Here is a 15,695-nt window from a genome sequence, read left to right on the forward strand (position 1 = left end):
CTCGCGCACCGGGGTAAGGCGCTGGTCAGTCAGTGTGACGGTGCCCTCATCGCCATTTCCCCCAACACACATGCACGATTCCGGGGTACAGTGATAAGGCGCCTGCTGAGTATGCGGACATGCTTTCGCACGTTCGGACGTATCCGGTGGGCCGACGCATGAATGAGGATGCCCGGTCGGTGGCCCGATCGGCTCCGGCCCGACAGCCCTTCCGGCGGACCCGCGGAAGGGTCACCCTCAGCGGTACGACGCTCGAGCGACGGCAGTGGTCCCGCGCCACCCGGCAGCGATCTTCCCGATCGCGCCGGAAGTTCCCGGCACGGTACGACCCCCTTCGTTCGCCTCGCACCGCGTCTCACAGAAGAGGCAGCACCCTGACTACGACTTTCCGAGACCTCGGAATCCTTCCCGAGACGGCCGAAGCCCTTGAGGCGGTCGGCATCGTCACCCCCTTCCCCATCCAGGAGATGACCCTTCCGGTCGCCCTCACCGGCACCGATGTCATCGGCCAGGCCAAGACCGGCACCGGCAAGACCCTCGGTTTCGGTCTGCCCATCCTGGAGCGCGTCACCGTCCCCCTGGACGTCGAGGCCGGCCGGGCCAGGCCCGAGCAGCTGACCGACGCCCCGCAGGCGCTCGTCGTCGTCCCGACCCGCGAGCTGTGCCAGCAGGTCACCAACGACCTCCTGACCGCCGGCAAGGTGCGCAACGTCCGTGTGCTCGCCATCTACGGCGGCCGCGCGTACGAGCCCCAGGTCGAGGCGCTGAAGAAGGGCGTCGACGTCATCGTCGGCACCCCCGGCCGCCTGCTCGACCTGGCCGGCCAGCGCAAGCTCGACCTCTCGCACGTCAAGGTCCTCGTCCTGGACGAGGCCGACGAGATGCTCGACCTGGGCTTCCTGCCCGACGTAGAGAAGATCATGAACATGCTGCCGCCGAAGCGGCAGACCATGCTGTTCTCGGCGACCATGCCCGGCGCCGTCATCGGTCTGGCCCGCCGCTACATGTCGCAGCCGACGCACATCCGGGCGACCTCGTCCGACGGCGAGGGCGTGACCGTCGCCAACATCAAGCAGCACGTGTTCCGCGCGCACAACATGGACAAGCCGGAGCTGGTCTCCCGCATCCTGCAGGCCAACGGCCGCGGGCTCGCGATGGTCTTCTGCCGTACGAAGCGCACCGCGGCCGACATCGCCGAGCAGCTGGAGCGTCGCGGCTTCGCCTCCGGCGCGGTCCACGGCGACCTCGGCCAGGGCGCCCGCGAGCAGGCGCTGCGCGCCTTCCGCAACGGCAAGGTCGACGTGCTCGTCTGCACCGACGTCGCCGCCCGCGGCATCGACGTCGAGGGCGTCACCCACGTCATCAACTACCAGTCCCCGGAGGACGAGAAGACCTTCCTCCACCGCGTGGGCCGCACCGGCCGCGCGGGCAACAAGGGCACGGCCGTGACGCTGGTCGACTGGGACGACATCCCGCGCTGGCAGCTCATCAACAAGGCGCTCGGCCTCGACTTCCACGACCCGGTCGAGACGTACTCCAGCTCCCCGCACCTCTTCGAGGAGCTGGACATCCCGACGGGCACCAAGGGCACCCTGCCCCGCGCCGAGCGGACCCGCGCGGGTCTGGGCGCGGAGGAGCTGGAGGACCTGGGCGAGCCCGGCGGACGCCGTGCGCGCGGGCCGAAGACCGACAAGGCCGAGCGGACCGAGGAGCGCCCGGAGCGGCCGCGGACCCCGCGTCAGCGCCGACGGACCCGTGGCGGCGACCTCGACGGCGCTCCGGCGTCGGCGGCCCCGGCAGCATCGGCGGCCCCGGCCGTCGAGACGGTGGCGGACGAGGCGCAGGCCGAGTCCGGCCCGCGCACCCCGCGCCGTCGTCGCCGTACCCGCGTCGGCGCCCCGGGCTCCGCGCCGGTGGCCCAGACCGTCGCATCCGTGACCCAGGCGGCCCCGGTCGCCCAGGCCGCCGCACCCGTGACCCAGGCGGCCCCCGTCGCCCAGGCCGCCGCACCCGTGACCCAGGCGGCCCCCGTCGCCCAGGCCGCTCCGGTCGCCGCCCCGGTCCTGGTCGAGGAGGCTCCGGCGCCCGTCGCCGAGGCCCCGGCGGCCGAGCCGAAGGCCCCCCGCCGCCGCAGCCGCACCGCCGCCCGCCCGGAGGCCGTGAAGCCCGCGACTCCGGCCCCCGTGGCCCAGGAGCTCGCCCCGGCGCCGCGTCGTCGCCGTGCCCGGGTGGCCCGGCCGGTCGAGGACACCGGTTCGTTCCAGACGGTCGAGACGGCCGCGGCCGCCCTGCGCGCCGCGTCGGCCGCCCCGGTCGTTGAGGCCGCTCCGGCCCCCGCCGCCGAGGCCCCGGTCGAGGAGCCGAAGAAGGCTCCCCGCCGCCGTACGGCCAGGAAGACCGTCGCGGAGCCGGTCGCCGAGACCGTCGTCGCCGCCCCGGTGGTGGCCGAGCCCGTCGCGCCGGTCGTCGAGGCCGCACCCGCGGTCACGGTCACGGCCGAGGTTCCCGCGCCGCGTCGTCGCCGTGTGGTGCGCAAGGCCGCCGGCTCGCCGGTGACCTCCACCCCGGTCGTCGAGGCCGTCGTCGAGCCGGCGCCCGCGCCGGTCGTCGAGGAGGAGCCGAAGAAGCCCGCGCGTCGCCGTGTGGTCCGCAAGGCCGCCGGTTCGCCGGCGTCGTCCGCCCCGGCCGAGACCGTGATCGTCGCGACGGCCCCGGTCGTGGAGACCGCTCCGGTCGTGGAGGCCGCTCCGGCCCCCGCCGCCGAGGCCCCGGTCGAGGCCCCGGTCGAGGAGCCGAAGAAGGCTCCCCGCCGCCGTACGGCCAAGAAGGCCGTCGCGGAACCGGTCGCCGAGACCGTCGAGGCGCCTGCCGCCGAGGCGCCTGCCGAGGAGCCGAAGAAGGCCCCTCGTCGCCGTACGGCCAAGAAGGCCGTCGCCGCCGAGGCGCCCGACGCCTCGGAGCCGAAGACGCCGACCCGTCGCCGTACGACGAAGAAGGCCGTCGCCGAGCCGGTCGCCGAGGCCGCCGAGGCCGAGGCCCCGAAGGCACCGCGCCGTCGCACCACCAAGAAGGCGGCGGCTCAGCCGGAGAGCTGATCCCGTCCGACCCTCATGACCGCGGCCCGGCCCCTCCCCAGAGGCCGGGCCGCGGTCGTCTTCCCACGGCGCGGGCCCGCATGCCGCGCGGTTACAGTCCAGACATGAGCAAGCCCCGGTCCCTCGTCCTGCCGCCCGGTACCCGCGCCCGCCACCTCACGACGGCGCGGGGCGACTTCGCCGTCCTCGACACGGAACCGCTGGGCGCGCGGCGCGGAACGGTGCTGCTGCTGCCCGGGTACACCGGCAGCAAGGAGGACTTCCTGGCCCTGCTCGGGCCGCTGAGCGAGGCCGGGTACCGGTCCGTGGCGGTGGACGGGCGCGGGCAGTACCAGTCCCCGGGCTCCCGGGGCCGGGCCGGCTACCGACGCAGGGCGCTGGCGCTCGACGCGGTGGCGCAGGCCGCCGCGCTCGGCGACGGCCCGGTCCATCTGCTCGGCCACTCGTTCGGCGGCCTGGTGGCCCGTGCGGCGGTGGCGCTCGCCCCGGCCGCCTTCCGGTCCCTCACCCTGCTCTCCTCGGGCCCCGGCCGGGTCGCCCGGCCGCAGCGGATCCGGATCAGGGTGCTGCGCGGCGCGCTCGCGCTGCTGCCGAAGGAGCGGGTGTGGCAGGCGATGTGCTGGCTGGACAGCCGCGGCGAGGAGCCGGACACGGACGACGCCCCGGAGCTCGCGGGCTTCCTGAGGCGGCGCTGGATGCGCACCAGGATCGCCCAACTGGCTGGGGCGGGGCGGCTGTTGCTCAGCCGCCGGGACGGTACGGCGGAGCTGGCCGCGCTGCGGACGCCGCTGCACATCGCGTACGGGGCGGAGGAGATGGTCTGGCCCGTCGCGGACCTCGCCGCGGCGGCGGCCCGCACCGGCGCGCACCACACGGTGGTGGCGGGCGCGGGCCACTCCCCCAACGTGTCGCACCCGCGCGAGCTGACGGACCGGCTCACCGGCTTCTGGGAGCGGACGGCCGCCCCCGCCGGAGCCGGCGCGGCGCGATAGGGGCCGGAGCGGCGCCCCAGAGCCTGGAAGCCGTCAGAACTGCGCCTTGAGGTGCTGCCAGAAGCCGTCCCTCAGGGCACGCCGGAGCGAGGCGTGGCCGCGCAGCGAGCGGCTGAGCAGGCGTTCGGCCTCGACGAGCAGGTCCTGGTCGACGGGCCCGGGCAGATAGGGCGCGCTCGGCAGCAGCTCGGCCAGCCGGTCCCGGCCGCGCTCGCCGAGCCAGGTCGCCGCGATCTGTGCGCCGACGAACCGCACCTCCTCGCGGGAGGGCGGCGGCTCGCCCTCGTTCTCGTACGTGGTGACGGGGCGGCGGGTGACGTAGGGGCGGCAGAAGTCGAGCTCGAAGGTGCGCTGGCTGTCGACCTCCCAGAGGAGCGCCTCGGCCTGGTTGCGCCCCTCGGCGGCCTCGATGCCCCAGAGGTGGACACGGGCCCCGTAGCCCTGGGCGGCCTCGACGGCCGAGACGAGGTCCTCGTCGCCGCCGACGAGGGCGGCGTCGCTGATGGCGCGGTGGCGGGCGAGGGACTCCAGGTCCGTGCGGATGAGGGAGTCGACGCCCTTCTGCTGGTTGTTGGCGTTGAGGTTGCCGAGGCGCACCTTGACGTCGGGCAGCTCGGCGATGGCCTGCTGCTCGGGGGTGTGGATGCGCCGTCTGGCCCCGTCGTACCAGTAGACGCGGAGGAGCCGGCTGTCGGCGAAGATCGTGCGGGCCTTGTCGATGAAGGCCTCGATGAGGCCCTCCGCGTCGAGGTCGAAGGAGCGCCGGTCCTCGGTGCCCGCCACCAGCAACCCGGCCGCAGCATGGACGTAACCTGCGTCGACGAAGATGGCGTGGGTGGAGGGCGTCTTGGCGACCTCGGCCAGCATCCGCTGGAGGAGCTCGTTGGTGCGCTCCAGGCGCGCGTCCAGCGCGCGAAGGCGGGCGTCGGTCTCGGTCACCTGTGGGGTGTCTGCGTCGTTCATACGGGGCTCATTGTCCGCCGTGGGAGGCCCGGCCGCCACACCCTCCTACCAGCGGGTAGTTAGTCATCCGAAAATTTTCCTTAGCGTAAGGAATGTTTGCAGGATGCATGTCGTTGGACCCATACGTAACGCAGTTCTCCACCAGGAGGATCAACTCAGACGAAGGGAGAAGCCTGTGCGCTTCGAAATCCTGCGACTCGACGACATCGACGGCACGCCCGTCGACCGGACCGTCGTGGACGCCGCCTCCGTCAACCGGATCGTGCAGCAGGCCGCCTCGATCGGCCAGCGCATCTGGATCCGCCCCGCCGAGACCTCGGCCTCGTAGCAGGTCAGGTCCACACCACGCACCGCGCCCCCGCACGGACTTCGCAAGAGCGGAATCCGTACGGGGGCGCAGTGGTGTCCGGGGTCCCCCGGCGGGTCAGGAGTTCTGGATCACCTGTGTGACGCCGTTGATGATCTGCTGCACCGCGATCGCGGAGAGCATCATGCCGGCGAGACGGGTCACCAGGACCACGCCGCCGTCCTTGATGACCCGGATGATCAGCAGCGAGTACCGCATGGTGAGCCAGAGCACGACGTGCATGGCGACGATGGCGGCCCAGACGGAGACCCGCGCGGCGGCGCCGTCGGCGTTCTGCACGGCGAGGATGACCGAGACGATCGCGCCGGGCCCGGCGAGCAGCGGCATGCCGAGCGGGACGAGGGCGACGTTCACGTCCTTGGTCTGCTGGGGCTCGTCGGTCTTGCCGGTGAGCAGGTCCAGCGCGATGAGCAGCAGCAGGAGACCGCCCGCGATCATCAGCGCGGGGACGGAGACGTGCAGATACGCGAGGATCTGCTGCCCCATGATGCCGAAGACGGTGATGACGCCGAACGCCACGGCGACGGCCTGCCAGGCCATCCGGCGCTGCACCTTGGCCGCGCGGCCGGAGGTGAGGGCGAGGAAGATCGGGGTGATCCCGGGGGGATCCATGATCACGAAGAGGGTCAGGAACAGCGAGCCGAAGACGGCGACGTCGAACACGGTGGGGTGCCTTGCGGGAGAGGTCGAACGGTGGGGTGTGACCCGGCGCGACGGAATGCGGGATTCCGTGCGCGGGGCAGGAGGAGCGCCGCCCCGCGCACGGCACGGAGCCGTACGGGGGCGGACCAGGAGGCGGAAGGAGCCCTGAGGAGGCCTGGGAGCGTCCGGCAGGAGCCCGGAGCGCACGCGGACGTCACCGCGGGGGCGGCGACGGGCGGGACGCGGTACGGGCGGGCGGGTCGGACAGGGCGGGATCCGTTCCGTCGGACCGGACGGAACCGTCCCGACGGAACGGATCCCGCCAGGACGTGCCCGACGGGCCGGGCCGGCGGAACCACGTCCCGGACGCACTCGGGGCGGACCGACGACCGGACCGAAGCGGACCGGATCGAACCGCACCGCACCGCAGAGAACCGCACCGCAGAGGACCGGACCGAAGCGGACCTGCTCCCTGAGACGACCGGCCCGAAGCGGACCGGACCTGACCCGCTCCCCGAGGCGACCGGCCGGAGGCGGGTCCCGAAGCGGACCGTCGCCCCCGAGCCGGGCCCGGGCAGGGCCTAGGCGGCGGGTCCCCCCGCGCCGGGGACCGGGAAGGCCCCCGCGGCACGGCGGGTGATCTCGCCGTAGATCTCGGGGTCGGTCGTGTACTCGCCGAGGCGGCAGGTCTTGCGGCTGCCGTGGTAGTCGCTGGAGCCCGTGGTCAGCAGACCGAGCTCCTTCGCGAGCCCTCGCAGCCGCGCGCGCGTCGCCTCGTCGTGGTCCATGTGGTCGACCTCGACGCCGTCGAGCCCCGCCTCGGCGAGCCGGGCTATCGAGGCGTCGGACAGCACCTGGCCGCGCTTGACGGCGAGCGGGTGCGCGAAGACGGTGACCCCGCCGGCCGCCTTGACGAGGCGGATCGCGTCGACCGGGTCCAGCTCGTGCTTCCCGACGTACGCGCGGCCGCCGTCGGCGAGCCACTCGGGTGTGAACGCCCCCGACACGTCCGGTACGACGCCGAGTTCGACGAGCGCCTCGGCGACGTGCGGCCGGCCCACGGAGCCGTCGCCGGCGATCCGGGCGACCTGCTCCCAGGTGACGGGGACGCCCAGCTCCCGGAGCTTGCCGACCATGGCCCGCGCGCGCGGCACCCGGTCGTCCCGGACGAGCTCGCGCTCGGCGAGGAGCGCGGGCTCCGCGGGGTCGAAGAGGTACGCCAGCATGTGCAGGCCGATGCCGTCGACCCGGCAGGACAGCTCCGCGCCGGTGACGAGGGTCAGGCCCTCGGGGAGCGCGGCGATCGCCTCGGCGTGGCCGCGGGTGGTGTCGTGGTCCGTGAGCGCGACGACGTCGAGTCCCGCGGCCGCCGCGTTGCGGACGAGTTCGGCCGGGGAGTCCGTACCGTCGGAGGCCGTGGAGTGGGTGTGCAGGTCGATGCGCACGACGCGGTACTCCAGGAACTCGGCACGGACGAGGGACGCTCCAGCATAACGGGCGAATCGAACACGCCCGTACGGAAGCGACGGCGCCGCCGGGGCCGCGAGCGCTCCGGTCGACGGGAGCGGCCGGGGGTGATCCGGCTAGTTCAGCAGCCTCGGTGTCAGCGCGCCGCACGGCAGCAGTTCGACCTCGGCACCCGCGTCCCGCAGGTCCGTCAGGACGAGTTCGTCGTACATCAGCAGGCCGGACTGCTCGGGCCAGACGATCGCCCACAGCCAGAGGCCGCGCGCCTCACCGGCGAAGACCGCGCGGTCGTGCGGGGCTCCGTTGACGTGCCAGAGCGCGGTGGGCCGTCCGGCGGCGAGGACCTTGGTCTGCGGGGGCTTGTCGATGGCCATGCCGGCGCCGGGATCGGGGCCGTCGATGCCGGCGTACCGGGCGCCGAGGCCGACTCCGAGCTCCTCGGCGATCAGGAGCAGCTCGCCGATCCCGCCGAGCGGTCCGGGGCCCGAGCAGGCGACGGCGGTCGCGCGTCCGCCGCTGCGGTCGTCACCGGCGTACGCGACTCCGGTGAACAGCCAGCCGACGGGCAGGGGCCACGGCATCCACACCGGTACCCGGGACCGGTGCACCACGACGCCGAGGGCCTCGACACTGGGTGGGATCACGGGTTGGAGCGGGTGCACCGAGCCGTGCGCGTCGCACTGCCAGGAGTCGGCGAAGAGCCCGGGCGCCCTGACCCGGCCACCGCACTTCGGACAACTGGGTTCGCCCCTCATAGGGCTCAACGGTCCTACCCCCGGGGCCCCGCGTCAAGGACGATCACCGACGATCACCCGTCCGGCCCGTGGCGTTCACCCTCGGTGGGCGCCGCGGCCCGTAATCCGGCGGGCGGCGGGGGTCCGGGACCGTCGTGGCCGGTTTGCTTCGGCGGGCTCGGGCTAGACGGAACCCATGAGAGGCATCGACTCCGTCATAAGAACCGTGGCCCACGTCCTCGCCGGCATCCTGATCGTCTGGATCGCCCTGGACCTGCTGGACGCCAACAGGGGGAACACCGTGGTCGGCTGGTTCCACAGCGCCGCGGACTGGCTCGCCGGCTGGTCGATCGGGCTGTTCAGCGTCTCCCAGCACACCTTCCAGGTCCTGCTCGACTACGGCATCCCCGCCGTCGTCTACGTGGTGATCGCCAACCTCGTCGCCGGCCGGGTCGCCACCGCCCGGTGACCCGAACCGGAGGGCTCGACCGGGCGGGGGCGGCGAGCTCCCGGCCCACCGGCGCCCCCACCCGGTCGAGCCCTCCGGAGACCGCTGACGCGCCCCGACCGCCGGGGTGCGTCAGTCCAGGTTCACGGAGCGGCGCAGCGGGTCGCGCAGGTCCGTGCCCTGCGCGAGCCAGCGCTCCTCCAGGGCCTGCGCCCCGTGCACCCGCTTCCACGCGGCCTCGTTCGAGGTCATCGGGAGCAGCGGCAGGAACCGCACCGGGTCCATCGGCTCGTCGAGCTCCAGGTCCTCCACGAGCCCGCCCGACTCCGCGACCAGGACGGAGCTGAAGGCGGCGCCCGGCCAGAGCGGGTCGCCGACGTCGAGCGAGGCGCCCGCCGCCACGATCACGCCCTCGACCTGGGGGGTCGCGGCGAGGACGGCGAGCGGGCGCAGCACCTTGTCGGTGTCGGCAAGTCCGGCCCGCACGGTCAGCACGAGTTCCGCGCGGGGTCCCTTGACGGGGTCGGCGAGCGCGGCGGTCGGGTCGGCCATCGGCTGGGCGGACATGCCGAGGGTGGCGTACCGCACGAGATCGCCGTCGATGAAACGGAGTACCTCGATCCGGTCCGTGCCGAGGAACGTCACCGCGGCCCGCGCGTCCGGTTCTCCGAGCGCCGTCCGCAGCCGGGCCTCGACCAGAGCAAGAACTTCTCCCATGGGTTGAGCATAAAGCGCGTATGGAACGGGCAAAGTAAGGGATTGACCCTCAGTCGGCTGATAGTCTTGGCCGCTGGTCGGGACTCCCGACTACTCGTCACACGTCATCCCTCACGAGGGACCGGCCGGAGGAGGTGGGGCTGCGATGGACCGAAGTCGATCGGGCAGTACAAGCCGCTCTTCCGACCCGCACCCGAGCCCGGTGCGTACGTACCTCCGGTGATTCCCGGCCCGTGACCGTACGGGCCCGCTCCCCGGCATCTCGCACGACGGAAGAGCATCTCGCCTTTGCCTGTCTGTAGCGAACGCCGTCACCGCGATCCCTCGGTGCCGCCCGCTTTGTGGACGACGTAGCTCCACGTCCCCATTCCGGGCTGTGCCACGCTCGCCGACGGCCTCTCCGTGAAGGAGCATGCCCATGTCGATGATCCGTGACCTGCGCGCCGCCGTCCGCCCGAGCCTGCGGCACCCCCTGCGCAAGACACCCACCACCTACACCTCGTACGACCCGACCCGCGACCACACGGCCTCCAGCGCCGTGGTCGACTGCGCCGTCTACCGCGACGGAAGCCGCGTCGACGACCGCGAATGCCTCACGCCGCGTGGCGCCATGAGCCAGGTGCGGGAGAGCGGCGGCTTCGCCTGGATCGGCCTGCACGAGCCGACCGAGGCCGAATTCGCCGGTATCGCCGCCGAGTTCGGACTGCACCCGCTCGCCGTCGAGGACGCCGTCCACGCCCACCAGCGGCCCAAGCTGGAGCGGTACGACGACACCCTCTTCACCGTCTTCAAGACCATCCACTACGTCGAGCACACCGCGCTCACCGCGACCAGCGAGGTCGTCGAGACCGGTGAGGTCATGTGCTTCACCGGCCCGGACTTCGTCATCACGGTCCGGCACGGCGGCCAGGGCTCCCTGCGCAACCTCCGGCACCGCCTCCAGGGCGAGCCGGAACTGCTCGCCAAAGGTCCCTCGGCCGTGCTGCACGCCCTCTCCGACCATGTCGTCGACGGCTACATCGCGGTGGCGGACGCCGTCGAACTCGACATCGACCAGCTGGAGATCGACGTCTTCTCGCCGGCGACGAAGGGCTCCTCGCGCGGTACGGACACCGGGCGGATCTACCAGCTGAAGCGTGAGGTGCTGGAGTTCAAGCGGGCCGTCACGCCGCTGCTCCGCCCGATGCAGCTGCTGAGCGAGCGGCCGATGCGGCTCGTCGACCCCGACATCCAGAAGTACTTCCGGGACGTCGCCGACCACCTCGCCCGCGTCCAGGAGCAGGTCGTCGGGTTCGACGAACTCCTCAACTCGATCCTCCAGGCCAACCTGGCGCAGGCGACCGTCGCGCAGAACGAGGACATGCGCAAGATCACCTCGTGGGCGGCGATCGTCGCGGTCCCCACGGCGGTCTGCGGCGTCTACGGCATGAACTTCGACCACATGCCCGAGCTGCACTGGAAGTACGGCTACCCGATGGTGCTGACCGGCATCATCGCGGTCTGCTTCACCATCCACCGCACGCTGAAGCGCAACGGCTGGCTCTGACCGGCATCCCCTAGGCTTCGGGCCATGACTGAAGAGCTGCTCGGGCCCGCCCTCGTCGAGGAGGCCACCAAGAAGTCCGGCCTGGTGTGGGTCCGCGGCACCGGGCCGGCCCGCGCGCTCTGGCACGTGTGGCACGACGGCGCCGCGTTCGTCGTCGGCGACGGCCCCGGCGAGCAGCCGCTGCCGGGACTGGCCGACGGCGGGACGGCCGAGGTGACCGTCCGCAGCAAGGACAAGGGCGGCCGGCTGGTCGTCTGGACGGCGGCCGTGCGCGAGCTCGCCCACGGCACCGAGGAGTGGGACGCCGCGGTCGCCGAGCTCAAGGGCAAGCGGCTCAACGCGCCCGACGGCGAGGCGATGACGGGCCGCTGGGCGCGCGAGTGCCGGGTCCTGCGGCTCGACCCCCGTTCCTCGACCACGGAGCTGCCCGACGGCTCCCTGGCCGCCGTACCGCTGCCCTCGGGGGCCACGACCCTCGACCGCGTCCCGTCCGGGCTCCCGAAGCTGCTGTTCAAGCGCCGCAAGCGGCGCTGACCCCGGAATCGGAACCGGGTCGGACCTCACCCCCGGAATCAGGTCCGCGGCAGCTGCTTGCCGTAGTCGAGGGTCTCCTCCCTGGACGGCGCGGCGAGCGGGAAGTCCGTGTTCCACTCGGAGAGCACCACGACACCCGCTCCCCCGCCCCGCGCGAACCGCAGCGGGTACGGAGAGCCGTCCAGGGCCACGTCGAGGGTGCCGCCCTCGCCCGCGGGGCCGCCCTTGACCTTGATCGTGCGGACCCCGCCGATCTGGTCCCGGTCGCCCTTGACCTGCTCGCCGTGCAACCCGATCAGCCCCTTCAGAAGCAGGTCCATGTCGGTGAAGCCGCGCAGCTGCTTGTACGCGGGGTCGCCCTGCGGCACCTTCACGTACATGTCGTCGAGCTTGTCGGCGGCCTCGGCGTCCGCGTCCGTCGGGCTGTCGCCGCCCTGGCTGTCGTGGGTCCAGAAGTCCGCGTCGGCCTTCAGGTAGAGCGCCTCGCCGACCCGCAGCAGCTCGAAGGTGCTGTTCTTCGTCGTCACGGAGCCGGTGGCGCCGTCCTGCTTGAGCCGCATGTTCAGCTTGAAGGTGTCGCCCTTGCTGACCAGCGTCCCGGCGAGCCGTACCGCCTTCGCCGTGTCCGCGACGGAGCGCGCCTTGCCCTCGATCTCGGGGGCGGAGAGCCGCCCGACCCCGTTGGTCCCCTCGTCCGGGTCCGCGGCGCAGGCCGCGAGTCCCACCGTGAGGCCGGCGCACAGCGCGAACGGCACGGCGGCTCTGCGGAGGCGCCCGGCCGGGACGACTCGTACCGCTGCTGACGGGGTACGCGATGACGGGGTGCGAACGGTCACCTGCGCTGCCTCTCGGGATCGTGGGGGCTGCCGGGCCACGCCCGTACCGGATGCCGGGGCGGCGGCCCTCTGTTCTGCCGGGCGGGAGGGCCGGCGTGCCGGTGGGGGACGGCAAGACCGCAGCGTACCCGGCACGGTCGGCGGACCCGGCGGCAGCCGTACGGAGGCGCTGCCGGGGCGGGCCGGAACGGCACGGGCTAGCCTGAACCCGGCAAAGCACCGCATGGACTCGAATCGTCCGGCACCGAGGAGGCGCGTGGCATGGCGGCAGGCGCCCCCCGGATCTTCGTCTCCCACCTCGCGGGGGTCCCGGTCTTCGACCCCGTCGGTGACCAGGTCGGCCGGGTCAGCGACCTGGTGGCCATGTTGCGGGTCGGCCGCAGGCCCCCGCGGCTGCTCGGCATGGTCGTGGAGGTCCTCAGCCGCCGCCGCGTCTTCGTCCCCATGACCCGCATCACGGGTGTCGAGTCCGGCCAGGTCATCACCACCGGCGTGGTCAACATGCGCCGCTTCGAACGGCGCCCCACCGAGCGGCTCGTCCTCGGCGAGCTCCTCGACCGGCGCGTCCGCCTCGTCGGGCCCGGCGGGCAGGAGGGCGAGGAGGTCACCGTCCTCGACGTCGCCATCCAGCAGCTGCCCGCCCGCCGCGACTGGGAGATCGACAAGGTCTTCGTCCGCAAGGGGAAGGGCGGGGTGCTGAGCCGCAAGGGCGAGACGCTGACCGTCGAGTGGTCGGCGGTCACCGGCTTCTCCCTGGAGGAGCACGGGCAGGGCGCCGAGAGCCTGCTCGCCACCTTCGAGAAGCTGCGCCCCGCCGACCTCGCCAACGCGCTGCACCACCTCTCCCCCAAGCGGCGCGCCGAGGTGGCCGCGGCGCTCGACGACGACCGGCTCGCCGACGTCCTGGAGGAGCTGCCGGAGGACGACCAGATCGAGATCCTCGGCAAGCTGAAGGATGAGCGGGCGGCCGACGTCCTGGAGGCGATGGACCCGGACGACGCGGCCGACCTGCTGTCCGAGCTGCCCGAGGAGGACCAGGAGCGGCTGCTGACCCTGATGCAGCCGGACGACGCGGCCGACGTGCGCCGGCTCCTGGCGTACGAGGAGCGCACCGCCGGCGGTCTGATGACGACGGAGCCGATCGTGCTGCGGCCGGACGCCACGGTCGCGGACGCGCTCGCCCGGGTCCGGCAGCAGGACCTGTCCCCGGCGCTCGCCGCGCAGGTGTACGTGTGCCGGCCGCCGGACGAGACGCCGACGGGCAAGTACCTGGGCACGGTGCACTTCCAGCGGCTGCTGCGCGATCCGCCGTTCACGCTCGTCAGCTCGCTCGTGGACAGCGATCTGCCGCCGCTCGGCCCGGACACCCCGTTGCCCGCCGTGACCAGCTATCTCGCCGCGTACAACATGGTCGCGGCGCCCGTGGTGGACGAGAGCGGTTCGCTGCTCGGCGCGGTCACCGTCGACGACGTGCTCGACCACCTGCTGCCGGAGGACTGGCGGGAGACCGAGTTCCACGAGGAGGGGGCCGGGCATGGCGGCTGAGCGCACGCAGGACCGGGAGCGGGAGAGGGAGCGGGAGCGGCCGGGTCCTCGCATCCGGCTCGACCTGCCCCGCGAGCGGCGGGCCAGGCTGCTTCCCGAGTACGACCCGGAGGCTTTCGGGCGGCTCTCGGAGCGGATCGCCCGGTTCCTGGGGACGGGCCGGTTCCTCGTCTGGATGACCCTGACGATCATCGTCTGGGTGGTGTGGAACATCTTCGCGCCCGCGTCGCTCAAGTTCGACGAGTACCCGTTCATCTTCCTGACGCTCGCGCTGTCCCTCCAGGCCTCGTACGCGGCGCCGCTGATCCTGCTCGCCCAGAACCGGCAGGACGACCGCGACCGGGTCAACCTCGAACAGGACCGGAAGCAGAACGAGCGGTCGATCGCGGACACCGAGTACCTGACGCGGGAGATCGCGGCGCTGCGGATGGGCCTCGGCGAGGTCGCCACCCGTGACTGGATCCGCTCGGAACTCCAGGACCTGATCAGGGAGCTGGAGGAGCGCCGGGATCTATTCCCGTCCGGCGACACCCGTGGAAGTGACGTAGCCGACCGTTGACAGGCCTTTCATGGGCCGGTGGTCGGCGCCGTACCATCGTCGGTATGGCTATGGAAGACGCGGTGCGCGAAGCACTGGCGACGGTGAACGACCCCGAGATCAACAAACCGATCACTGAGCTCGGCATGGTCAAGTCGGTGGAGATCGAACCGGACGGCAGGGTCGCCGTGACGGTCTACCTGACGGTCTCCGGGTGCCCCATGCGCGACACCATCACGCAGCGCGTGACCGAGGCCGTCTCCCGGGTCGAGGGCGTCACCGGCGTCGACGTCTCGCTGGACGTGATGAGCGACGAGCAGCGCAAGGAGCTGGCGGCGGCGCTGCGCGGCACGAGCGCCGAGCGCGAGGTGCCGTTCGCGAAGCCCGGCTCGCTGACCCGGGTGTACGCGGTGGCGTCCGGCAAGGGTGGCGTCGGCAAGTCCTCCGTCACCGTGAACCTGGCCGCGGCGATGGCCGCCGACGGCCTGAAGGTCGGTGTCGTCGACGCCGACATCTACGGCCACAGCGTGCCGCGGATGCTGGGCGCGGACGGACGTCCGACCCAGGTCGAGAACATGATCATGCCGCCGTCGGCGCACGGCGTGAAGGTCATCTCCATCGGCATGTTCACCCCGGGCAACGCGCCCGTCGTGTGGCGCGGCCCGATGCTGCACCGCGCGCTGCAGCAGTTCCTCGCGGACGTGTACTGGGGCGACCTGGACGTCCTCCTGCTCGACCTGCCCCCGGGCACCGGCGACATCGCGATCTCGGTCGCGCAGCTCGTCCCGAACGCGGAGATCCTGGTCGTCACCACCCCGCAGCAGGCGGCGGCCGAGGTCGCCGAGCGGGCCGGCTCGATCGCCGTCCAGACCCACCAGAAGATCGTCGGTGTCGTGGAGAACATGGCGGGCCTGCCGTGTCCGCACTGCGACGAGATGGTCGACGTGTTCGGCACGGGCGGCGGCCAGCGGGTCGCCGACGGTCTGACGCAGACCACCGGCGCGACCGTCCCGGTCCTCGGCTCGATCCCGATCGACGTACGGCTCCGTGAGGGCGGTGACGAGGGCAGGCCGGTCGTCCTGTCCGACCCGGACTCCCCGGCGGGCGCGGCCCTCCGCGCCATCGCCGGCAAGCTCGGCGGCCGTCAGCGCGGCCTGTCGGGCATGAGCCTGGGCATCACGCCGCGCAACAAGTTCTGACGGAGGTCGTGGGCCGTCGTTCCGCGGGCGGAACGACGGCCCAGCCCGACCAGCGGCCGGCGGCGGCCGCGC

At 72.8% G+C, this 15,695-nt stretch carries 15 protein-coding genes; 9 read left to right on the forward strand and 6 right to left on the reverse strand.

The window, feature by feature from the left end; translation table 11 throughout:
- The first annotated feature begins 467 nt into the window (after nt 1-467).
- Nucleotides 468-3,095, forward strand: a complete 2,628-nt coding sequence (locus tag ACRRSS_RS30000) for a DEAD/DEAH box helicase (RefSeq protein ID WP_435974174.1) — start codon at nt 468-470, stop codon at nt 3,093-3,095.
- Between the two features lie 104 nt (nt 3,096-3,199).
- The gene (locus tag ACRRSS_RS30005; RefSeq protein WP_435974175.1) at nt 3,200-4,087 is read left to right on the forward strand and encodes an alpha/beta fold hydrolase; all 888 of its coding nucleotides are present in this window, start codon (nt 3,200-3,202) and stop codon (nt 4,085-4,087) included.
- A gap of 33 nt (nt 4,088-4,120) precedes the next feature.
- On the opposite strand, the gene ACRRSS_RS30010 is transcribed toward ACRRSS_RS30005, so the two are convergent.
- The gene (locus ACRRSS_RS30010; RefSeq protein WP_435974176.1) at nt 4,121-5,050 is read right to left on the reverse strand and encodes an NYN domain-containing protein; all 930 of its coding nucleotides are present in this window, start codon (nt 5,048-5,050) and stop codon (nt 4,121-4,123) included.
- 175 nt (nt 5,051-5,225) lie between these two features.
- Between ACRRSS_RS30010 and ACRRSS_RS30015 the strand changes: the two genes are divergently transcribed.
- Nucleotides 5,226-5,378 (forward strand): hypothetical protein, encoded by a 153-nt coding sequence (locus ACRRSS_RS30015; protein ID WP_086024648.1) that lies wholly within the window; start codon nt 5,226-5,228, stop codon nt 5,376-5,378.
- 96 nt (nt 5,379-5,474) lie between these two features.
- Here the strand turns inward: ACRRSS_RS30015 and ACRRSS_RS30020 are convergent, their stop codons facing one another.
- The 3 genes from ACRRSS_RS30020 to ACRRSS_RS30030 form a co-directional block, all read right to left on the reverse strand.
- Nucleotides 5,475-6,080 carry a MarC family protein gene (locus tag ACRRSS_RS30020; protein WP_435974177.1) on the reverse strand — a complete coding sequence of 202 codons (606 nt, stop codon included), beginning with the start codon at nt 6,078-6,080 and terminating at the stop codon, nt 5,475-5,477.
- Nucleotides 6,081-6,640: 560 nt separating this feature from the next.
- The gene (locus ACRRSS_RS30025) at nt 6,641-7,504 is read right to left on the reverse strand and encodes a PHP domain-containing protein (RefSeq protein WP_435974178.1); all 864 of its coding nucleotides are present in this window, start codon (nt 7,502-7,504) and stop codon (nt 6,641-6,643) included.
- Between the two features lie 138 nt (nt 7,505-7,642).
- Complete coding sequence (locus tag ACRRSS_RS30030; RefSeq protein ID WP_435974179.1) at nt 7,643-8,281, reverse strand: DUF6758 family protein; 639 nt, start codon at nt 8,279-8,281, stop codon at nt 7,643-7,645.
- A 175-nt stretch (nt 8,282-8,456) separates the two neighbouring features.
- Here ACRRSS_RS30030 and ACRRSS_RS30035 point away from each other — a divergent pair, with 175 nt between their 5' ends.
- A complete protein-coding gene (locus ACRRSS_RS30035; RefSeq protein WP_435974180.1) occupies nt 8,457-8,729 on the forward strand; it encodes a hypothetical protein in 273 nt (90 codons plus the stop codon).
- A gap of 111 nt (nt 8,730-8,840) precedes the next feature.
- Here ACRRSS_RS30035 and ACRRSS_RS30040 read toward each other — a convergent pair whose 3' ends face one another.
- Nucleotides 8,841-9,425 (reverse strand): suppressor of fused domain protein, encoded by a 585-nt coding sequence (locus tag ACRRSS_RS30040; protein WP_435974181.1) that lies wholly within the window; start codon nt 9,423-9,425, stop codon nt 8,841-8,843.
- 418 nt (nt 9,426-9,843) lie between these two features.
- On the opposite strand from ACRRSS_RS30040, the gene ACRRSS_RS30045 reads away from it, so the two are divergent.
- Both ACRRSS_RS30045 and ACRRSS_RS30050 read left to right on the forward strand, forming a co-directional pair.
- Nucleotides 9,844-10,971: a magnesium and cobalt transport protein CorA gene (locus tag ACRRSS_RS30045; RefSeq protein WP_435974182.1), complete on the forward strand. Its 1,128-nt coding sequence runs from the start codon at nt 9,844-9,846 to the stop codon at nt 10,969-10,971.
- Nucleotides 10,972-10,995: 24 nt separating this feature from the next.
- Entirely contained in the window at nt 10,996-11,505 is a 510-nt protein-coding gene (locus tag ACRRSS_RS30050) for a hypothetical protein (protein WP_435974183.1), read from the forward strand.
- Between the two features lie 38 nt (nt 11,506-11,543).
- Here ACRRSS_RS30050 and ACRRSS_RS30055 read toward each other — a convergent pair whose 3' ends face one another.
- Entirely contained in the window at nt 11,544-12,260 is a 717-nt protein-coding gene (locus tag ACRRSS_RS30055; RefSeq protein ID WP_435974184.1) for a hypothetical protein, read from the reverse strand.
- 342 nt (nt 12,261-12,602) lie between these two features.
- On the opposite strand from ACRRSS_RS30055, the gene ACRRSS_RS30060 reads away from it, so the two are divergent.
- The 3 genes from ACRRSS_RS30060 to ACRRSS_RS30070 are packed head-to-tail and all read left to right on the forward strand — an operon-like array spanning nt 12,603 to nt 15,623.
- Nucleotides 12,603-13,886: a magnesium transporter MgtE N-terminal domain-containing protein gene (locus ACRRSS_RS30060; protein WP_435974185.1), complete on the forward strand. Its 1,284-nt coding sequence runs from the start codon at nt 12,603-12,605 to the stop codon at nt 13,884-13,886.
- Nucleotides 13,876-14,445 (forward strand): DUF1003 domain-containing protein, encoded by a 570-nt coding sequence (locus tag ACRRSS_RS30065; RefSeq protein WP_435974186.1) that lies wholly within the window; start codon nt 13,876-13,878, stop codon nt 14,443-14,445. Before ACRRSS_RS30060 ends, ACRRSS_RS30065 begins: the two co-directional genes overlap by 11 nt.
- A gap of 44 nt (nt 14,446-14,489) precedes the next feature.
- Nucleotides 14,490-15,623, forward strand: a complete 1,134-nt coding sequence (locus tag ACRRSS_RS30070; RefSeq protein WP_435974187.1) for an Mrp/NBP35 family ATP-binding protein — start codon at nt 14,490-14,492, stop codon at nt 15,621-15,623.
- Nucleotides 15,624-15,695: the final 72 nt, after the last annotated feature.

The organism is Streptomyces sp. Qhu_M48 (assembly GCF_051305195.1).
Lineage (GTDB): Bacteria > Actinomycetota > Actinomycetes > Streptomycetales > Streptomycetaceae > Streptomyces.